Here is a 19,322-nt window from a genome sequence, read left to right as displayed (position 1 = left end):
TACTTGATGCCAATCCTCAAACTTGTTATAGTTAGCCATATGTGAAAAGAAGACTGGAGTGGGTAAGGGTGACCAAACGCGCATATAATTTCAATGCAGGACCGGCTGCGCTGCCGCTGGAAGTATTGCAGCAGGGGCAAGAGGAATTTATCAATTTTGCAGATTCAGGCATGTCGATTATGGAAATGTCGCATCGCAGCGCGATCTATGAAGAGGTTCATAATGAGGCGCAATCCCTGCTTCGCGAATTATTAGGGATACCGGACTCCTATAAAGTATTGCTTCTGCAAGGCGGAGCAAGCACGCAATTTGCCATGGTACCGATGAATTTGCTTCCGGCAGGCAAGGTTGGGGCTTATGTGATGACAGGAAGCTGGGCGGAGAAGGCGATCAAGGAAGCGCAGCTATTTGGAGAGACAGCGGTGGCTGCCTCCTCGGAAACGGACAAGTTTAACCGGATTCCGGATTTGTCCACCATCCAGATTCCGGCTAATGCGGCTTATCTGCATGTTACCTCCAACGAAACGATAGAGGGGACGCAGTATAAAGCTTTTCCAGAGACCGGCGATCTGACGCTGATTGGAGATATGTCCAGCGATATTATGAGCCGTCCGGTGAATGTGAGCCAGTTTGGAATGATTTATGCAGGGGCGCAGAAGAATTTGGGTCCATCCGGGGTAACCATTGTAATCGCCCGGGAGGATCTGGTCGCTGCAAGTCCCAAGAGTGTTCCGACCATGCTGCGTTATGATACCCATGTGAAAAATAATTCCCTTTATAATACACCGCCATCCTTCTCGGTCTATCTGGCCGGGCTTATGCTCAAATGGGTGAAGGGCAAAGGCGGCGTTGCGGCCATCGAACAGATCAACCGCGACAAAACCAAACTGATTTATGATAGAATCGACCAAAGCGGCGGATTTTACCGGGGATTCGCAGACCCGTCCAGCCGCTCGGATATGAATATCACATTCCGGATCCATACCGAAGAACTGGAGAAGCGCTTCGTACAGGAATCGGAACATCATGGTTTCGTAGGTCTGAAGGGCCATCGCAGCGTGGGCGGCCTTCGGGCATCCACCTATAATGCCGTGCCGGTAGAGAGCTGCAGAGCACTGGCCGAGTTTATGAGCGACTTCCAGAAGCGTAACGGCTAAGGAATAGGGCATAAGCCTGATGGCATAAATAAAATAGACCGCCCGATTCTTCGTACGATGTCGAAGATGGGGCGGTCTATTGTTATGCAAGGATTAATCTGCTGTTTGGTGAAGGTTTTCCATAGCGCTTGGGCCGGTCAGCTTGTAGCCTACATTGCGTACTGTCATAATGTACTCAGGCGTCCGCGCATTTTTCTCGATTTTGTCGCGAAGATGGCTGACATGAACGTCAACGATCCGCGTGTCACCGAGAAAATGATAATCCCATACGCCATAGAGAAGCTGCTGGCGGCTGAGCACTTTTCCGCGATGGCGGCAAAGAAACAGCAGCAGCTCAAACTCCTTGGGTGTTAAATCAATGCTTTTGCCATCCTTTTGAACCTCACGCTGCTCTGTGAATACAGTCAGCTGGCCGATCTCATGTACAACGTTCTCGCTAGCGCCCGGCAGGACCAGGGTACGGCGGAAAACGGCTTGTATACGGGATAGCAGCTCTTGCGGCGAGAAAGGCTTGGTCATGTAATCGTCTGCGCCATTGTCAAGGCCCGTGATCTTGTCGGTCACATCCTGCAGTGCCGTCAGCATCACGATCGGAACCGCGTTGTTCTGTTTGCGGAGCTCGCGGCAGACCTGAATGCCGTCCATTTTGGGCAGCATCAGATCGAGTACGATCAGATCGGGTCGGAATGGTTTTAATATGTCAAAAACGGCTTCGCCATCTTGGACACAGCGCACGTCATAGCCAGCCAATTTCAAATTAAATTCGATCAACTTGGAGATGGAAGGTTCGTCATCAACGACTAAAATTTTCTTCTTCATCGTCCTGTTCTCCTTTACTCTCGTTATGCCTCCATTATGACAAGTAACATTTCTCATAAGATTAAGGCTACGTAAACCCTGTGTTAAATGTTTGGAAGTCGTAAGATAATTGTAAAATTGAAAGGGGAAGTTATAATGGCTTTTCACATCGTGCTTGTCGAGCCGGAGATTCCGGCTAACACAGGCAATATTGCCCGAACATGCGCTGCTACGGGCACATATTTGCATCTGGTGCGTCCGCTGGGTTTCAATACGGATGACCGGACCTTGAAGCGAGCAGGGCTGGATTATTGGCATGCGGTAAAGGTTCATTATCATGATTCATTTGACGAACTGACGGAGTTATTTCCGGAAGGTCGCTTTTTTTGCGCCAGCACGCGGACTCATACCCGTTATTCGGATCATACGTTCCGGGATGGCGATTTTTTTGTTTTCGGCAAAGAGACCAAGGGGCTGCCTTCATCGATTCTGGATGCTTATCCGCAAACGGGTATGAGAATTCCGATGACGGACAAGGTACGTTCGCTGAATTTGTCGAATTCGGCGGCAATTATTATTTATGAGGCATTCCGGCAGCTGGATTTTACGGGATTGGAATAGCAGAATTAAAGTGAATGTAAATACAAGGTAATTTACCTTTATATGGGATAATTAATGATGAGATTCGACATTACTTGCAGGATATTAAGAAAATATTGATAAGGGAAGGAAAATGACCCTTCTTAACGAAAGCTTATAGATGCGTAATGTTTATATATGGACTCGCAATTATTAATGACAAGAAGAGGTGAAGACGTTGAAACCGGCAGGCGTAGTGCGTAAAGTCGATCAACTGGGCCGAATTGTACTGCCCAAATCGCTGCGCAAAAGATATCAGATGAATGAAGGCGATCCCGTGGAAATTCTTGTCCAGGGTGACCATATTATTTTAGAGCGCTACCGTCCTCGCTGCGTATTTTGCGGTTCGATAGACGATGTCCGTGAATTTAAAGAGCGTTATTTATGCTCCGCATGCATCACAGAAATGAATGCCCTGCGCCGCTCCTGATGAACAAAGCGGCAGCATGATCGTCAGATAAAACTGAAGTTGGCGCCGATGCTGCGGCGGGGCTCGATAACCGAGTCTACCGCACCTGACATAGGCGAATTGCTGCCATGCGCGTTTTTGGATGTGGATCAAAAAAAAGAAGCTTCGGGCGGTTGATAATCAATCGCCCGAAGCTTCTTTTTTTGTTTAAAACTTATAGAATGTTTAACGTCTTATATCGATAAATTTCTACAAGTTCAGAGAAAATTGCTTCGCCGTCAAAAGACGGCGTCAGCCGTTTCTCAACTCAGACAAAGCTAAGTATGCTGTATAAGTCTCTTGATTAGCTTGCGTTGGTTCTTATGCTGCTACAAGCCTTCGGTCTTATCATCGTTGTAGGACGAAGTGACAATGGCGACCAGGAACAATAGAAAGACAACTATCACGATCAGGAACTTTATCGTCATCCTGCACACCTCCAATACGCTTCTTCTATTATACCCAACCCTGCTGGAAAAGAAAATTGCAAAGTTTGAACAAGTTGTTACAACCTTAAATAGACATAAACAGCAAGAAAGCTGCAAAAGACAGGATCCGATTCTTTTTTCACCAGCTGTCGATGGTGTTGCCCATCCGCATAATTGCGCGTAAAATGTAAATAGCGGTTTAACATAGGGGGCGAAAGCAAAGTGGACTACCGGTTCTCAAGTCATGTGGAGCGGCTGCAATCTTCAGCGGTTCGGGATATCTTGAAGTTGACGCAAGGCCAGGAAATCATTTCCTTTGCAGGTGGTCTGCCCGCCGAGGAATTGTTTCCACTGGAGGCAATCAGCGATGCTGCGCAGCGCGTATTTGCAGCGGGCAAGGGTTCTTTGCAGTACGGCCTGACTGAAGGCTATCTGCCGCTGCGTGAGCAGTTATGCGGCCGTATGGCTGCCAAGGGCATGCAGGTTGAGCCGGATCAGATGATTATGACCACTGGCTCGCAGCAGGCGATCGATTTGATTGTCCGTGTTCTGATGGAGCCGGGCGACGTGGTGCTTGTCGAAAATCCGACTTATTTGGCGAGTTTGCAGGTATTTAATTTGGGCGGTCTGCGGATTGTTCCGGTGCCAAGCGACAAGGACGGCATGATCATGGCCGATGCGGAACGCCTGATGCGTGAGCATAAGCCAAGAATGGTCTATGTCGTGCCCACCTTTGGGAACCCGACGGGCCGGGTATGGAGTCTGGATCGCCGCAAAGGATTGCTGGAGCTGTGCAGCCGATTTGGTATCCCTATACTTGAGGATGACCCATATGGGGAAATTAAATTCAACGCAAACGATTATTTTCCAACGCTGTTTTCTCTGGCAGGAGCTGCGGACGGAGGCGGCGTCCTGTATACGAGCACATTTTCCAAAACCGTCGCTCCCGCGCTTCGCACCGGCTGGGCCATCGGCGACCGCCGTGTTATCCAGATGCTGGCCAAAGCGAAACAGGCGGCTGATTTGCATTCCAGCACACTGGATCAGCAGACGCTTGACCAGCTGCTGCGGGAATTTCCGCTGGATGAGCATATCCGGAGGATCGGAGATGCTTACGGCGCGCGTCTGGGTCAAATGGAAAACTTGCTGAAGAGCCAGAATTGGCCGGATGTGAAATGGATTACGCCTCAGGGCGGGATGTTCCTGTGGCTGGAGTTTCCCGAAGCGCTCGACACACAGGCTCTGCTGCGGTCTGCGGTGACGAAGGGAGTTGCCTTCGTACCAGGGGCAGCCTTCTATGCAGCGGCTCCACAGCGCCATACAGCGCGGCTCAACTTCACGTATACCGAAGGGGAGCGAATGGCGCTTGGCATTTCGCGTTTAGCGGAGGCGCTTGGAGAGTTCACGGCCCGACTTTAAAAAAACCAAAGCCCCGATCGCCGCAATCTATGGTGATCGGGGCTTTTTCTGGAGATGCAGAAGATAAGTGCGCAGCCGGATTTTTACGAAGAAACCGCAATCGTGAACTGCCCTTCATGGATCTGGATGGGACGGCAGTCAAGCTGCTCGCCGGGCACGTTGGTGGATTGTCCGGTTGTCGAATCAAACGACCAGTAATGCAGCGGGCAGATCAATTCATTCTCCCAAGGCCGCACAACGCCGCCTGCATGAGGACAGATGGCGGATACCAGCTTATATTCCGAAGGGGCATCTTCTTGGCCTGTCGTTTGTATAATAAAATAAGGATCACGGTCAATGGTAACGGATGCAGGAAAACTTGTAAAATCGTCAACATGGCCAATGATACGGTATCCGACGGATTCAGGTAATTGATCGCTCATTTCTTTCTCCTCCTTGAATTTGGTTCTGCCGCTGTCCGCTTGACAGCCAGGCATTAATCACATCGGCATATTCCACGACAGCGGCAGTGCCGCTTTCTTTTAAACGGTATACCCCGCGTTCGACCCGCTCGAACCAGCCGTAATAATCTTTTTGCATAATAAAGGCGGCCCGCTGTACGCCGGTAAGCTCTGCCGCTCTGCGCGGAGGGAGCTGGCCGTGCAGGCTGAGAGCCCAGGCAATACGAAGCGCCTTCTCACGGTAAGCGGTAACAAGTTTGCGCCTTGTGCTTCCTCCCGTGTTATAATCACCGCTTCGTTCGCGAAATTCGTGAAGCAGACGCGTCTGACGCAAGGGGCGCTGACCGCGGACCGGCGGATCGCCCGGCTCGCAAAGCACATCGAGCACCGGCGCTTTCGTCTTGAAGAAGGTAACGGTCATCAGGCCGAGGCCCAGCATCCGGCACAGCTCGGTCAAATCGCCGAAGCGCTGATTGTGAGCGCCGCTTTTCTTGCGGTTGCGTTCAATCGCAAGCATGACCTGGCCGTTCAGCCGCAGCCGTTCAATCCCCTGCAGTAGAAGAGGGAGCGTAAAGGTTTTTTTCATTTCAACAAGAATGGTCTCGCCGCTCAGCGGATGGATGGCGACAAGGTCACAATGCATGATCTCGCTTTTCACTTCGAAGCCCATGGCTTCAAAGTAGGCTTTGACTGGCTTGTAGAGTTCGGTTTCATGCTTGACTGCCATGAGTGGCGCTCCTTTCCCTTAGCGTCTTTGGCGATTATAACATATTCGGGCAGGGTACTCAGCCATTTATTTTGATTGTTCAAACTTTTAGGGAAGCGCCTTCATTCGACCTGAATGCCCCCGGAGATTGACCTGCTTTTTGTCACATCAGTCTGGTTTTATCAGGATTTGACGAATGAAAGACAGTCAATTTTGCATTATTGCAGTTATAGCGTATTCCTTGTACCCTTTTGCAAATTAAGCGGATTGATATGCGAATGATGCAGATTTTAAACGTCCGGCCAAATGGCTTCATATTCGCAGGCGGCTGCTGGTCTTTACCGGAAAAAAACATAGGGCGCAGGCATCTTTGGCCTTCTTGAACCTGACATCGTTGCGGGGTTTTATGGAGCTGATGGGAAAGAAACACGAAAGATGATGAAATCTCGTTTAAAATATAGGGCAACTTCCCCCGTACAGATGCATAGAAATGTAGTACTTCAACAAATTGCCGGTCAGTGGGAACAACGGATAGATGGTCACCCCGTGGTCGAAATAATGGCAGGCAGCATCCCGGGATGGACGAGAGGAGGTACGGCATGGATATTTTGAAACGTATATCGGCGTACAAGGCGGAGAGTGAAAAGCTGGCATGGACCGGAACGTTTAAGGAATACATTGAGCTGCTGAAGCAGAATCCGGCACCTGCTATGACAGCGCATGCTCGTGTCTACGAAATGATTGAATCATATGGGGTGGTGGAGGAGAACGGCCGCAAGAAATACAAATTTTTCGAGCAGGAAATCTTCGGGCTGGACCGGTCAGTGGAGCAATTGGTTGAAGAGTATTTTCATTCCGCGGCCAGACGGCTTGATGTTCGCAAACGGATTCTGCTGCTCATGGGGCCTGTCAGCGGGGGCAAGTCGACGATTGTAACCATGCTCAAGAAAGGACTCGAGCAGTTCTCCAGAACGGAGCGGGGGGCCGTCTACGCGATCAAGGGCTGCCCGATGCATGAGGACCCGCTTCATCTTATACCGCAAGAGCTTCGGGCGGAGGCGGAAAGCGAGCTCGGAGTTCGGATTGAAGGGAATTTATGCCCATCCTGTACAATGAGATTGCGTACCGAGTTTGAAGGCGATATTGAAAATGTGCTAGTCGAACGTGTGCTCATCTCCGAGGACAATCGGGTCGGTATCGGAACTTTCAGCCCTTCTGATCCCAAGTCGCAGGATATTGCCGATCTGACCGGCAGCATTGATTTTTCCACGATAACGGAGTTTGGCTCCGAGTCGGATCCAAGAGCCTACAGGTTCGACGGGGAGCTGAATAAAGCCAATCGGGGCATCATGGAGTTTCAGGAAATGCTCAAATGCGATGAAAAATTTCTGTGGAATCTGCTTTCGCTCACCCAGGAGGGGAACTTCAAAGCCGGCCGCTTTGCCTTGATCTCCGCTGATGAGCTGATCATCGCGCATACGAACGAGACGGAGTACCGGTCGTTTATCAGCAACAAGAAGAACGAAGCTTTGCAATCGCGGATGATTGTTATGCCGGTGCCTTACAACCTGAAGGTGTCGGAGGAGGAGAAGATTTACAGCAAGCTGATTGGCCAGAGCGATATGAAGCATATCCATATTGCGCCGCATGCGCTCAGAGCCGCCGCCATTTTCTCCATACTTACCCGTCTCAAGGAGACGAAAAAGCAGGGCATGGACCTTGTGAAGAAAATGCGGATGTATGACGGCGAAGAGGTGGAAGGCTACAAGGAAGCGGATCTCAAGGAGATGCAGAGCGAGTTTATGGAAGAGGGCATGACGGGCATTGATCCCAGGTATGTCATCAACCGCATATCCAGCGCGCTTATCAAGCAGGATCTGGAATGCATCAATGCCCTGGATGTGCTGCGCGCGCTCAAAGACGGGCTGGATCACCACCCTTCCATCACGCGGGAGGAACGGGAGCGGTATTTGAACTTCATCTCCATCGCCCGCAAGGAATACGATATGCTCGCCAAGAAGGAAATCCAGAAGGCGTTTGTGTATTCCTATGAGGAATCGGCCCACACCCTGTTTGAGAACTATCTGGATAATATCGAGTCCTACTGCAATTGGACCAAGATCAAGGATCCGCTGACCGGCGAAGAGATGGATCCCGACGAGCGTCTGATGCGTTCCATTGAGGAACAAATCGGGGTCTCGGAGAATGCCAAGAAGGCATTCCGCGAGGAGATATTAATCCGGATTTCCTCCTATTCGCGCAAAGGCAAGAAGTTCGAATACAACAGCCATGACCGTCTGCGCGAGGCGATCGAGAAGAAGCTGTTTACCGATTTGAAGGATGTTGTCAAGATCACCACATCGACCAAAACGCCGGATGAGCGTCAGCTCAAGCGGATCAATGAGGTGACGACGCGTCTGATTGATGAGCATGGCTACTGCCCGGTCTGCGCCAATGAACTGCTCCGCTATGTGGGAAGTCTGCTTAACCGTTAAATTGCTTAAATTGCACGGCCAAAATAAGGCGAGGAACAGAGAACCCGACTATACGGTCGGGTTTTTGTCTGCTTACTGGTTCAGAGAATGGTGAAAGGCAGCGCTTCTCCGGCCAGACGAAAAAGGTTAAGCGCAAGGCAGGTACCATCCGATAATAAGAGGAGGGGATCGATTCATAAATGGCTCAACATAAGGAAAGAAGGCTGAGAAATGATTACATTATCGGACCAAAGAGCCCGGCAGCTCGATTACACGGGGATTAAGGAAGAAGACCTGGCACTGCTTGCCGGGCATCGTGAAATTTTCGCCAAGGTTGTTACGGAAGTCGTTGACCGGTTCTATGACCGGATTACACAGGAATCGGAGCTGACGGCGATTATTGCCCGATTCAGCACCATTGACCGCTTGAAGGAAACGATGCGTGTTTATTGGATGTCGCTTGCCGATGGACGGATCGATGAGCCATTCGTGGAGAACCGGATCAGGATCGGAGCAGTCCATTCCCGTATCGGATTGACAACGCACTGGTATCTGGGAGCCTATATGATCTATCTGGATATGGCGACGCAGGTTTTCCGCCGGGTGCTGCCCGATCAATGGCAGAGCGTTATTCATTCTTTGTCCAAAGTTTTCAATTTCGATTCCCAGCTTGTGCTTGAAGCTTATGAGCAGCAGGAAAGAGAGCAAATCGTTTTGTTGGCCAATAAACAGGAGCATGTGCTGAAGTCGGTTGCAGAGGCCGTTCAGGAGCTGGCCGGCATGATTGTCGAGCTTGACCAAAGCGCGCAATCCATCGCGCAATCGGCAGTTTCCACAGCGGGATCGCAAAATCATGCCAATGAGCTGCTCAGCGATCTGCAGCAGGATATGAACAATATCGGCGAGGTGGGTACATTGATCCGCGGGATTGCCGATCAAACCCATCTGCTGGGCTTGAACGCCGCAATTGAAGCGGCGCGTGCCGGTGAGCAGGGAAGAGGCTTTGAAGTCGTGGCAAACGAAGTTCGCAAGCTGGCGGGCTCATCCCGTGAAGCGATGGAAAGCATCCAGGACCGGCTCGAGGAAATCGGACGCAAAATGGTTTATGTCCGCCAGGAATCCGAGCAAACGACGCTGCAGGCCAAAGCGCAGGCTGAAAGCTCGGAAGAACTTTCCACGTTCATTCAGACCATTGAGAAGGTCGTGGAGGATCTGAAAAGCCTGAAAGCGCAGCCAACAGAATAGTCTCAACAAGGAAACAAGGCCTGATCATAAAGGCCTTGTTTTTATGTTATATAAGTTGACATATAATGAAGCTTTAGGTATGATTTAGATAGCGATAACCAGCGCAAACCCTCTGGTTTTGAGGGTTTTGCGGCCTAATACTTACATGAAAGTAACACTTATGGTCTTTGGAGGCGGTAAGTATGTCAATGGCGATTCAATCGCAGTTCGATCCTTATGATTCTCAGTCCTTTTACGATGAAATGTTCGAGAGCGATGGATTGGTCCGTCCCCATTATGATGGCGCACACCGGGCGTTTACGCGCATGAAGCCCTCTGAGCTCGCTGCCAGACATGCCAAGCTGCAGCAGAGAATGCTGGAAGAAGGAATTACGTTCACGCTCTACTCTCCGAACCAGTCGGAGCCGCTCGAGCGGACCATTCCTTTTGATTACATTCCGCGTATTATTCCAAAGCATGAATGGGACACAATCGAGAAGGGGATGAAGCAGCGGGTTAAAGCGCTGAACAGCTTTCTTCGTGATATCTACCATGAGCAGCAGATTGTCCGTGACGGGGTAATTCCGAGGCAGATGATTATTGGAAACACGTATTTCCGCCCGGAGATGGCCGGGCTTGAAGTTCCGCATAACGTATATATGACCGCTTCGGGGATCGACCTGATCCGGGACGAGAACGGCCGTTATTTTGTACTGGAAGACAATTTGCGCACGCCTTCCGGCTTCTCATACCTGTACAAGGGCAGAAGTCTGATGAGCGAGCTGTTTCCCGATCTATATCTGTCGAGCAAAGTGGCTGACATTGAGCGCAGCTTGAATGTGTTCCTGAGCTCCCTGCGCAGTCTTGCTCCTTCTGGCAAAGCCAATCCGCTTATTGTGCTGCTGACGCCGGGTGCCTATAATTCGGCTTATTTTGAACATACCTTTCTGGCTCAACAAATGGGGATCCATCTTGTAGAGGGGCGCGACCTTGTTTACAAGGATCACAAAATCTATCTGCGCGACCTTCGGGGATTGCGGCAGGTGGACGTTATTTATCGGCGTCTGGATGACGAGTATCTCGATCCGCTTGCTTTTCAGCCTGATTCGCTGCTTGGCGTCCCTGGGCTGATGAATGCTTACCGTGCCGGCAATGTGGCCATAGCCAACGCTCCGGGGACCGGTGTGGCAGACGATAAAGCAGTATATGCCTATGTTCCGGATATGATTCGTTATTATTTGGGAGAAGAGCCGTTTCTGAATAATGTGCCCACCTTCATTCTGGCACGCAAGGAGGACCGCGAGTATGCCTTAGCCAATCTGGATCAGCTTGTTGTGAAGGAGACTTCCCTGTCGGGAGGTTACGGCATGCTGATTGGTCCGGCTGCCTCCCAGAAGGAGATAGCCGCTTTTGCCGATGCGATCCGGCGGGATCCCGGGCGTTATATCGCCCAGACGACCATGCAGCTGTCCCGTGCGCCGGTTATGCTTGGCGGGGCGATGACTCCGCGTCATATCGATTTGCGCGCATTCGTTCTTATGGGGAAGGAAACCCACGTGATACCGGGTGGTTTGACCAGAGTCGCACTGACGGAGGGGTCATTGGTCGTGAACTCTTCGCAGGGCGGGGGCGTCAAGGATACATGGGTGTTGAGTCGTTAGCCGTAAATTTGTAAACGGAGGGATGCACTTATGATGAGTCGCAATGCGGAGGCCCTGTTTTGGATCGGACGTTATATGGAGCGGGCGGAGAATCATGCGAGGCTGATCGATGTCCACTACCACCTTCTTTCGGAAGAGACGCAGTCTTTCCCGGATGCGGATGAGGATGACAAGGAGCAAAGGCTGTGCAAGTGGGGTCGCATAGTCGATGTCCTGGGCAGCCGTGCGGCTTATGAGCAGCAGTATGGTACAACTTACAGCGAGCACGATGTCGTGCATTATGTGACGCTTGACCGTGATAATCCCAATTCCCTCGTGACCTGCGTCAACCACGCCAGAGCCAACGTCCGCACCCTCAGAGAGAAGCTTCCAAGCGAGCTGTGGGATGCAACCAACGGCTTCTATCTGTGGCTGAGAGACAAACAGCAGAGCGATCTGGGCCGGGAATCGCCGCATCAGTTCTTCGGGCGAATCAAGGAATGGACCTCACTGTTCAATGGAATTTGTCAGTCCGTAATGCCGCGCGAGAATGAGTGGCATTTTATGGAATGCGGCCGCTATCTCGAACGTGCCGAGAATACGCTGCGCATTCTGCAATCGGTGGGAGCGAATGGCTATGGCACCTCGTCTCCCGGCGATGAGACTTACGATGTGTACCCATTCCTGCAGGCGGTGCTTCGTTCGGTAAGCGGGTATCAGGCATTCCGCAGATATTATGCCGATGGTCTCTCGCAGGAAGCGATTGTGGAATTCCTCGTGCTGAGCACCGTGTTTCCGCGATCCGTGCATTTTGCTCTCCATGAGCTTGATCATCATCTGCGCGGCATTGAGCTTCAGGAGAGTAAAATGCGCGTAGCGCATGACCGGATTATCCGTCAGGTGGGCAAGGTGAAGGCCGAGCTTGCATGCCTGGAGCGGGAGGATCTGGCGCTGGAGAAGGAAGGGCGCGCTACGGGGCATCTGCTGCAGTCGTCCCAGCAGCTCGGCGTAACCTTCGCGCATACCTTTTTTCGAGTCGAGGAGGCCAGCGCATGAAGCTACGCATCTCGCACACGACCGATTATTATTACAAAAGCCCGGTCACGGACAGTGTCAATGAACTGCGGCTTACTCCCTTTACCAATGAACAGCAGTCCTGTTATCAGCATTCCATCTCTATCGAGCCAGGCGCTTCATTATTCAGCTATGATGATTTCTTCGGCAACCGGGTGCATGCATTCTCGGTCAATGAACCGCACCGCAAGCTCAGGATCCGCACTCAGATGACGGTGGTAACCAAAGAAGCCTTCATCCCAGGTCCCGAGGAGGAGGGCATGCCCCGAAGACTGACATGGGAGTGGCTGGCAAGTGATGAGGCGCAAAACCGGTTTTCCGAGTACCTGCTGCCGACAGACTATACGGGAGTGACTCCCGAGGTCATTGCTTTTGCAGAAACGGGCTCTGAAGAAGAGCAAGGCGTGCACGGCTGGCTTTCCGGCATCTCCAGGCGCATCCAGACGGAATTCGTCTACGATCCGTATGCCACGGATGTGAATACGATCGCAAGCGATATGATTCATAAGCGCCGCGGCGTTTGCCAGGATTTTGCCCACTTGATGATTGCCGCCTGCCGTGCAAGAGGAGTACCTGCAAGATATGTGAGCGGCTACCATTTTGTATCGGATTTGCAGGGAGGGAGCGCTGACTTCGAGCAGGCTTCGCATGCATGGGTAGAGGCGTATGCGCCGGGTCTTGGCTGGTGCGGCTTTGATCCGACCAATGAATCGCTGGTGGGCGAGCGCTATGTGAAGATGGGCCATGGCAGAGATTACAAGGACATTGTCCCTGTCAAAGGGGTTTACCGCGGCTCCAGCCAGGCGGAGCTGAAGGTTACGGTGGATGTGGTGAAAATCGATGAATAACGCCGCCTGTGCAGCCTTGCCCTGGTTGTCAGTATAAGAGCAGGTAGTCGCGATGCGAAGCGATACCTGCTCTTATTTAATGTTTCCATATAGCACGGGTCATCCTTATGCTTTGCCTGGATACAATAAAGCCGCGAACCCTCGATGTTCGCGGCTTTATTGACTTTATGAATCATTGCGTCGGCAGGCTTTACATGATCGGCGTTTGTCTCAGGACACGATCACGCTCAAATCGATCCAGCGCATCGGCAGCTTTTTTCAGGTCTTCCTCATGCACCTGGAGCTTGGTGAGGCCTCTTCTGTATCCGCCCTCTCCTGCGTTGACGCTGGGGATGCCCGGATTCGACTGCCCGTCGTCGGTGCGAATTCTGACGCGGAAGCCTTCATTATTCAGGTAAGCATGCTTCTCCTGAAGTTCATTTGCGGAATCGCCTGACGCCGATTGAATCGTTTTCCACCGGTTGGATCTGAGAAAGAAAGCAGCCAGGAACAAAATCAGCGCGACACCAACGACAATAAGCACAATCATCATGGTCATTCACCTCATCGTTCCGGGGAGAACCTCCCTCTTGAAACATTCGGGCTGTGGCTCCCCTATTTAGGTATACCATAACCTCAGCTTTACCGTATTGAAACACTTTTGTTGTGAAATGTGTTCAAATCCTTCAAATTGGGCCTGCCTCATGGGCATTCAATGGATTCAAAGAAACTTTCGGCTTGTTTTCTTCCCGTCGCAGCTGAACACAATTGGCTTATCCTCTACAACAGTCTCCAAATGGACGGATTTGCCCCACAGCTGGACGACATGCGGCAGGGTGCGTTCCACGTATTTCAGATCCAGCTCCACGCCTTCATACTGATGATTCAGATACAACTCGCCGTTCCGATTGAAATTTCCATCCGAGACAATAATGCTGGGAAAGCCTCCGTTAACCCGGGAATAGACGAGCTGCTCGCGGATGGTTTCCCATGTTTTATCGGTAATCTTCCATTCTGCGCCTTTCTTCTCGAATACATATAGATCGAGATCCTCGACCAGCTTTTTGGTCAAATAGTTGCGGAGGAAGGATATATCGGAATCATTCTCCCGCACCTCGAACATTTTTTCCCGTCCTGTACCGGGTTTGCGGCCATAGCGTTCCTGTTCTTCCTTCGTCGGGGCATCCCCTCTCCGCTCGATATCCTCGAAAATTTTCAGTCCCAGATAATAAGGATTCAGGCTGTTCCGGGAAGGCTGGACCACAGAGGAATTGAGCTGGGCAAATTCGATTGTCTCGTCGCTCGTCAGGTCAAGCTCGCGGATAATGCGCTGATGCCAGTAGGAGGCCCAGCCTTCATTCATGATCTTGGTTTCGATTTGCGGCCAGAAATAAAGCATCTCGTCGCGCAGCATCGACATAATATCGCGCTGCCAATCCTTTAGGCCAGGGGAGTATTCCTCAATGAACCAAAGGAGGTCCTTCTCCGGTTTGGGCGGGAACCGCTTGGTCTCCGGCTCCTGCTGGGAGTCCGCATCGGCGGGCTTGTCATCGAGCGACCATAAATCCTCGTAGCCGTATTGGGGCGTATAGGTATTCGGTTTCTCCTTGTTGAGCAGCTCGATATAGCGGGTTTTGTCAAGCTGATAGGGCTTGATCAGCGTTGGGTCGATATGCTCCTGGATCGCCAGAACCGCATCAATAAATTTCTCCACCGCCGGCGTGCCGTATTCCATCTCGTACTGGCTGACGCGGTCGGCCGTAGCGGACATGCTCTCCACCATATTGCGGTTGGAGCCGCCAAAGCGCGAATTGTTTTTGAAGAAATCGCAGTGGGCCAGCACATGGGCTACAATCAGCTTATTCTGGATAAGCGAATTGCCGTCCAGCAGGAAAGCGTAACAAGGATTGGAATTGATGACCAATTCATATATTTTACTTAAGCCAAAGTCATACTGGGTCTTCATCCGGTGGAACGTCTTGCCAAAGCTCCAGTGATTGAAGCGGGTTGGCATTCCATACGCACCGAAGGTGTATATAATGTCAGCCGGGCAAATCTCGTACCGCATCGGATAGAAGTCAAGACCGAACCCTTGAGCGATTTCGGTTATTTCTTCAATGGCCCGCTCCAGCGCTTTTATCTCATCCTGCCGCAAATGTCACTCCCCCATGCCAAGCAATTTTTTTGAAATTGAGGATAAAAATAGAAAGATTAAAGATCGGTTCATAACTATATATATGGGGGAGCGTGCGTTGTTATGCGGGAAAAGGGGCGGTGAGCCGCATTTCACTCTGAAATGCAGCTCACTTGTCATGGGCAGGCTGTTCTACAAAGAACTAGCGTTAAAAATAGCGCTCTATACAGCTGTTTTAGGTTTTTTTTGGCGCTTTCTGCTGCTTCAAGATTGGAAAATGGCTAAAATCAGCACTTGGCGGGGTCGTATGCCAAGCTGGCATCATTTAATAATACAGGCCGTTAATTTGACGGTGCCTCTAAGCGAATGTGCACAGGAGGTGAATAGTCGAGGATGAAGGGATTTGATTGTGCGATCCCGCTTACAGCGGCGCAGGCTAAAGCGCTGGCGAATGCGGGGATGATGTTTGCGGCCAGATATCTGGTGCCGGAGAATTTGGCATGGAAACGGCTGACCCGGGCGGAGGCGGAAGCCATCACCGGAGCAGGCATGCAAATTGTATCTGTATTCGAGACGACGGCGAGCAGGGCTGCCAGCGGCGAGGCTGCGGGTAGAACAGACGGTGCGGCAGCGCTGAGGCAGGCCAAACTAATTGGCCAACCGCAGGGAAGCGCGATTTACTTTGCTGTCGATTATGATGCGCAGCCCGCTGCATACCGGTCGATCGAGGAGTATCTCCGCGCTGCGGACGCTCAAATAACCGGCTATAAGTCCGGAGTATACGGCTCTTATGCCGTTGTGGAGGAGATGGCCAGGCGCGGGGCTTGCGAGCATTTCTGGCAGACGTACGCATGGAGCCGGGGCGAGCAGAGCGCGCATGCCAATCTTTATCAATACCGGAATGGCGTTACCGTTGCAGGAGTATTGCTGGATCTGAACGATTCGTTTGGCAATGAGGGCTGGTGGTCGACCAGAAAGGAGGAAGAACCCGGGATGACAAAGGCGGATGCAGAGAAAATTATCAGTTTCTTGTCGGCGGGATGGTTTGTCGCAAAGACCAAAACAGATAAAGCGGAGTTTCAACGTCTGGCTAATGAAATCCGCAAGTCGGCAGGAATGCCGACGGAATAGGGGAAAAGACAGGGCAGTCAGCGGGACTGCCCTCTTAATATAGCCTTCGTGCGCCTGCATAACGGGGAGCCCAGTAAGAACTTCCAAGCCGCTGTACATATATGCCGCGTGAGCTGGTTGCGGAGATAAAGGAATCGCCGCCCAAATAGAAGCCGACATGGTTGATGGCCCCCGTGGTCAGGCTCCGGAAGAAAACGAGGTCTCCCTGGCGGAGCATGGATCTGTTTACCGCCCAGCCCTGTCTGTACAGCTCTGAGGCGGTTGTTCGCTGCTGCGAAATGCCGAATTTGTTCAGCATAAAGTATACAAATCCCGAGCAGTCAAAACCGACAGAAGGCCTGGTTCCGCCCCATACATAGGGGGTTTCCAGATAATTAAAGGCATCCTTCACCAGCGCCTGCTTGATAGAGGCGGACGACCGATAGGTTGCCCTGGCTGCTGCGATCTTGTCTTTTCTATCTGTGGACCTCGCCCCGTCGTGCAGATGATTATTGGCCTGCTCATTGCCTGTTGGGCCATAAATTCCCGCAGCCCGGGCCAATTGCCCCGGTTCCGGGCAGAATAATGCCGCCGTACCCGCTGTAAGGCTGGCGGCTGCAGCTAATAGGACGGCCTTTCTCACTTTCCTGAGGGAATAGTGAAAGCCGTTGATTGTGTTCATGCCGAACCTCCGTCATGTAAGGATCCCATCCCATTCAACCGGTATTGGGAAATTCTTTTTTAATATTGGTAAATTCATGATTCATTATTCCCGGGCAAAAAAACAGACGCCGACCAGAGGCCGGCGTCTGTTAATGGAGGACGACGAATAAGTGCATTATTCCAGATTGGGAAGCTGACTGACATAACTGTCCGAGAGCAGGAGCAGCTCCAGCGCCCGGTCAAACTGATCGGAGGTGGCTGCAGAATCCTGCTGACCAAGTCCCGGCAGCGGATAATTGGAGCCGTCCTCGAAGCCGGTGCCCGGCAGGAACATCGCGTTGTCCGTGATCAGGGAGCCTGATGGCAGATAGTAACGCTGCGGCAGCAGGTTGGAGGTCTGATTGAGCAGATCCTGTCCAAAATGAATATGATCCTCGAGCGACACGCCAAGCAGATTGGTGACGGTAGGAAGAACATCGACCTGAGCTCCGGTTTGCTTGAATTCCTGAGGCGTTGTAATTCCAGGGGATGCGATGATAAGCGGTATGTTCATCATGTCCGCATAACCGTATTCATGACCGTAAATCTCTTTCATCAGATCCTTATCGTCGCGGTGCAGGGAATAGATCGGCAGTCCAAGATGGTCGCCATATACGACGAGCATGCTGTTATCCCAGATTCCCCGTTTCTTGAGATCGTCAATAAACAACCCGATGGCAAAATCGGCATAGTTTTGTGCGCGGATATAATCCCCGACGAATGTTCCCTCATAACGTTCAGGCAGTTTCATTTTATATTTACGCTCGGGAATGGTGAACGGGTGATGAGCTGTCATGGAAATCACCTGAGAATAGAAAGGCGGTTCGCCTTCGCGATCCATCCGGTCAAGCTCTTCGGCGGTTTTTCTGTACAATACCTCATCAGCGGGACCGAAAAAGACCGTATCATCCGTTCCGAAAAATTCCTGATCATAATATTTGTCAAAGCCAAGCGCCTTGTACAGGCCGCTGCGGTTCCAGAATTCCACCACATTGGTATGGAAGGTCGCTGTTTTGTAGCCGTTCTTGCCCATCAGGCGCGGCAGACTCGGCAGCACCTTTCCGGCATATACCTGCGTAGCGGCGCCCTGCGGCGGAATATAAAATGAGGTATTGACAACGAATTCGGCATCCGAGGTATTGCCTTGACCAACCTGCTGGAAAAAGTGGGAGAAGTAAAAATTTTCCTTGGCGAGCTTGTTCATATTCGGCGTTATTTCCTGGCCGTCAATCTTAAGCCCGATCAGGAAGTTTTGAAAAGCCTCCAGCTGCAGGACGATCAGGTTCTTGCCGGCGGCGGCATTCCAATATTCAGGCTGGGCAGGCTCGCTGATATTCTTGAGTGTATTAATGGTACCCTGCGAGATTTCGTCCGGATGGATCAGATCTTCGTTGTTGTTCTTAAACAGGGTATAGAGCTCGTAATTCAGAATCCCCATGTCTTCCGCTTTTACGATCTCATTCATGCTTGCGCGGTTGGGATAAATACTGAAGAAGCAGAGCACGAGAGAAAAGACGAGCAGAGCGGTTACCACTTTCCGGTTGGCTTTCCTCATGCTGATTCTCTTCCAGTGCAGACCCGTCTGCTTGCGGAAGATTACAAAGCCCAGCACAATGACATCCAGAAATATCAATAGATAATAGGGATCAAGCAAGGAGAATACGCTGTTTTTGACTGCCGTTACCTGGTTCACTTGCTCCAGCGCGTGATAGGTTACGATAACGCCGTAATATTTGTAATACATGATGACCGCAAAGATGATGCCGGTGACGAATAAATTAGCGGCCAGATAAAGGCCGAGTTTGCGTTTGGTGGCGAATAGTTCAATCAGACAGAACAAAAGCCAGAAGAAAGGGATTTCCGTTACGAGCATGGTCCAGGAAAGGCCGCCGTCAAATATGACGAAATAGGCGAGGGCGCTTTTAACTAGCAATAATAGAGTGAAGAAGAAAAATGGTCTCATGCGCAGCAAACGCGCAGGGTGCATGAAAGACACTGTGAGCTACCTTCCTTTCAGTGCCGGTGCGGGCAGATTTGTAGAGTTAACGGGATGTGTAAAACTACGACCAAATAACCAAATTTACAAACTATCAATAGATTCA

Annotated in this window: 17 protein-coding genes; 10 read left to right on the top strand and 7 right to left on the bottom strand. The window is 51.2% G+C overall.

Annotated features, from left to right (window positions below):
* Positions 1–68 precede the first annotated feature (68 nt).
* Positions 69–1,157 carry a 3-phosphoserine/phosphohydroxythreonine transaminase gene (gene serC / locus ACFOLF_RS09475; RefSeq protein ID WP_210038468.1) on the top strand — a complete coding sequence of 363 codons (1,089 nt, stop codon included), beginning with the start codon at positions 69–71 and terminating at the stop codon, positions 1,155–1,157.
* A 93-nt stretch (positions 1,158–1,250) separates the two neighbouring features.
* On the opposite strand, the gene ACFOLF_RS09470 is transcribed toward serC, so the two are convergent.
* The gene (locus ACFOLF_RS09470) at positions 1,251–1,976 is read right to left on the bottom strand and encodes a response regulator (RefSeq protein ID WP_210038469.1); all 726 of its coding nucleotides are present in this window, start codon (positions 1,974–1,976) and stop codon (positions 1,251–1,253) included.
* A 135-nt stretch (positions 1,977–2,111) separates the two neighbouring features.
* Here ACFOLF_RS09470 and trmL point away from each other — a divergent pair, with 135 nt between their 5' ends.
* The 3 genes from trmL (at position 2,112) to ACFOLF_RS09455 (ending at position 4,889) form a co-directional block, all read left to right on the top strand.
* Positions 2,112–2,576 carry a tRNA (uridine(34)/cytosine(34)/5-carboxymethylaminomethyluridine(34)-2'-O)-methyltransferase TrmL gene (trmL, locus tag ACFOLF_RS09465; protein WP_210038470.1) on the top strand — a complete coding sequence of 155 codons (465 nt, stop codon included), beginning with the start codon at positions 2,112–2,114 and terminating at the stop codon, positions 2,574–2,576.
* Between the two features lie 196 nt (positions 2,577–2,772).
* The gene (locus ACFOLF_RS09460; RefSeq protein WP_210038471.1) at positions 2,773–3,024 is read left to right on the top strand and encodes an AbrB/MazE/SpoVT family DNA-binding domain-containing protein; all 252 of its coding nucleotides are present in this window, start codon (positions 2,773–2,775) and stop codon (positions 3,022–3,024) included.
* 668 nt (positions 3,025–3,692) lie between these two features.
* The gene (locus ACFOLF_RS09455; protein ID WP_210038472.1) at positions 3,693–4,889 is read left to right on the top strand and encodes an aminotransferase-like domain-containing protein; all 1,197 of its coding nucleotides are present in this window, start codon (positions 3,693–3,695) and stop codon (positions 4,887–4,889) included.
* A gap of 83 nt (positions 4,890–4,972) precedes the next feature.
* Here ACFOLF_RS09455 and ACFOLF_RS09450 read toward each other — a convergent pair whose 3' ends face one another.
* Both ACFOLF_RS09450 and ACFOLF_RS09445 read right to left on the bottom strand, forming a co-directional pair.
* The gene (locus ACFOLF_RS09450) at positions 4,973–5,311 is read right to left on the bottom strand and encodes a Rieske (2Fe-2S) protein (protein ID WP_210038473.1); all 339 of its coding nucleotides are present in this window, start codon (positions 5,309–5,311) and stop codon (positions 4,973–4,975) included.
* Complete coding sequence (locus tag ACFOLF_RS09445) at positions 5,292–6,056, bottom strand: DUF2161 domain-containing phosphodiesterase (protein WP_210038474.1); 765 nt, start codon at positions 6,054–6,056, stop codon at positions 5,292–5,294. Before ACFOLF_RS09445 ends, ACFOLF_RS09450 begins: the two co-directional genes overlap by 20 nt.
* Positions 6,057–6,634: 578 nt before the next feature.
* On the opposite strand from ACFOLF_RS09445, the gene ACFOLF_RS09440 reads away from it, so the two are divergent.
* The 5 genes from ACFOLF_RS09440 (at position 6,635) to ACFOLF_RS09420 (ending at position 13,295) form a co-directional block, all read left to right on the top strand.
* Positions 6,635–8,530, top strand: coding sequence for a PrkA family serine protein kinase (locus tag ACFOLF_RS09440; RefSeq protein ID WP_210038475.1), 1,896 nt, complete (start codon positions 6,635–6,637; stop codon positions 8,528–8,530).
* 210 nt (positions 8,531–8,740) lie between these two features.
* On the top strand, positions 8,741–9,754 hold the full coding sequence (locus ACFOLF_RS09435) for a protoglobin domain-containing protein (RefSeq protein WP_210038476.1): 1,014 nt from the start codon (positions 8,741–8,743) through the stop codon (positions 9,752–9,754).
* A gap of 182 nt (positions 9,755–9,936) precedes the next feature.
* The gene (locus ACFOLF_RS09430) at positions 9,937–11,394 is read left to right on the top strand and encodes a circularly permuted type 2 ATP-grasp protein (RefSeq protein WP_210038477.1); all 1,458 of its coding nucleotides are present in this window, start codon (positions 9,937–9,939) and stop codon (positions 11,392–11,394) included.
* 30 nt (positions 11,395–11,424) lie between these two features.
* Entirely contained in the window at positions 11,425–12,429 is a 1,005-nt protein-coding gene (locus ACFOLF_RS09425) for an alpha-E domain-containing protein (protein WP_210038478.1), read from the top strand.
* Positions 12,426–13,295: a transglutaminase family protein gene (locus tag ACFOLF_RS09420; protein WP_210038479.1), complete on the top strand. Its 870-nt coding sequence runs from the start codon at positions 12,426–12,428 to the stop codon at positions 13,293–13,295. The genes ACFOLF_RS09425 and ACFOLF_RS09420 overlap by 4 nt, the downstream gene beginning before the upstream one ends.
* A 190-nt stretch (positions 13,296–13,485) precedes the next feature.
* Here ACFOLF_RS09420 and ACFOLF_RS09415 read toward each other — a convergent pair whose 3' ends face one another.
* The gene (locus tag ACFOLF_RS09415) at positions 13,486–13,827 is read right to left on the bottom strand and encodes a hypothetical protein (protein ID WP_210038480.1); all 342 of its coding nucleotides are present in this window, start codon (positions 13,825–13,827) and stop codon (positions 13,486–13,488) included.
* Positions 13,828–13,995: 168 nt separating this feature from the next.
* On the bottom strand, positions 13,996–15,429 hold the full coding sequence (locus tag ACFOLF_RS09410) for a SpoVR family protein (RefSeq protein ID WP_210038481.1): 1,434 nt from the start codon (positions 15,427–15,429) through the stop codon (positions 13,996–13,998).
* Between the two features lie 372 nt (positions 15,430–15,801).
* Between ACFOLF_RS09410 and ACFOLF_RS09405 the strand changes: the two genes are divergently transcribed.
* Positions 15,802–16,539 carry a DUF1906 domain-containing protein gene (locus tag ACFOLF_RS09405; protein ID WP_210038482.1) on the top strand — a complete coding sequence of 246 codons (738 nt, stop codon included), beginning with the start codon at positions 15,802–15,804 and terminating at the stop codon, positions 16,537–16,539.
* A 34-nt stretch (positions 16,540–16,573) separates the two neighbouring features.
* Here the strand turns inward: ACFOLF_RS09405 and ACFOLF_RS09400 are convergent, their stop codons facing one another.
* Together ACFOLF_RS09400 and ACFOLF_RS09395 are read right to left on the bottom strand one after the other, a co-directional pair.
* On the bottom strand, positions 16,574–17,200 hold the full coding sequence (locus ACFOLF_RS09400) for a C40 family peptidase (RefSeq protein ID WP_210038483.1): 627 nt from the start codon (positions 17,198–17,200) through the stop codon (positions 16,574–16,576).
* Between the two features lie 156 nt (positions 17,201–17,356).
* A complete protein-coding gene (locus ACFOLF_RS09395) occupies positions 17,357–19,207 on the bottom strand; it encodes an LTA synthase family protein (protein ID WP_210038567.1) in 1,851 nt (616 codons plus the stop codon).
* Positions 19,208–19,322: the final 115 nt, after the last annotated feature.

The organism is Paenibacillus sepulcri (genome assembly GCF_042647105.1).
In the GTDB taxonomy this organism is placed as follows: domain Bacteria; phylum Bacillota; class Bacilli; order Paenibacillales; family Paenibacillaceae; genus Paenibacillus_Z; species Paenibacillus_Z sepulcri.
Note: the sequence above shows the minus strand (reverse complement) of the source record. Positions and strands in the feature narration are given on the sequence as shown.

Coding starts and splice junctions, on each gene's coding strand:
- ACFOLF_RS09470 (WP_210038469.1), bottom strand. CDS start 1,976: ATGAAGAAGAAAATTTTAGTCGTTGATGACGAACCTTCCATCTCCAAG.
- trmL (WP_210038470.1), top strand. CDS start 2,112: ATGGCTTTTCACATCGTGCTTGTCGAGCCGGAGATTCCGGCTAACACA.
- ACFOLF_RS09450 (WP_210038473.1), bottom strand. CDS start 5,311: ATGAGCGATCAATTACCTGAATCCGTCGGATACCGTATCATTGGCCAT.
- ACFOLF_RS09445 (WP_210038474.1), bottom strand. CDS start 6,056: ATGGCAGTCAAGCATGAAACCGAACTCTACAAGCCAGTCAAAGCCTAC.
- ACFOLF_RS09440 (WP_210038475.1), top strand. CDS start 6,635: ATGGATATTTTGAAACGTATATCGGCGTACAAGGCGGAGAGTGAAAAG.
- ACFOLF_RS09435 (WP_210038476.1), top strand. CDS start 8,741: ATGATTACATTATCGGACCAAAGAGCCCGGCAGCTCGATTACACGGGG.
- ACFOLF_RS09430 (WP_210038477.1), top strand. CDS start 9,937: ATGTCAATGGCGATTCAATCGCAGTTCGATCCTTATGATTCTCAGTCC.
- ACFOLF_RS09425 (WP_210038478.1), top strand. CDS start 11,425: ATGATGAGTCGCAATGCGGAGGCCCTGTTTTGGATCGGACGTTATATG.
- ACFOLF_RS09420 (WP_210038479.1), top strand. CDS start 12,426: ATGAAGCTACGCATCTCGCACACGACCGATTATTATTACAAAAGCCCG.
- ACFOLF_RS09415 (WP_210038480.1), bottom strand. CDS start 13,827: ATGATGATTGTGCTTATTGTCGTTGGTGTCGCGCTGATTTTGTTCCTG.
- ACFOLF_RS09405 (WP_210038482.1), top strand. CDS start 15,802: ATGAAGGGATTTGATTGTGCGATCCCGCTTACAGCGGCGCAGGCTAAA.
- ACFOLF_RS09400 (WP_210038483.1), bottom strand. CDS start 17,200: ATGAACACAATCAACGGCTTTCACTATTCCCTCAGGAAAGTGAGAAAG.
- ACFOLF_RS09395 (WP_210038567.1), bottom strand. CDS start 19,207: ATGCACCCTGCGCGTTTGCTGCGCATGAGACCATTTTTCTTCTTCACT.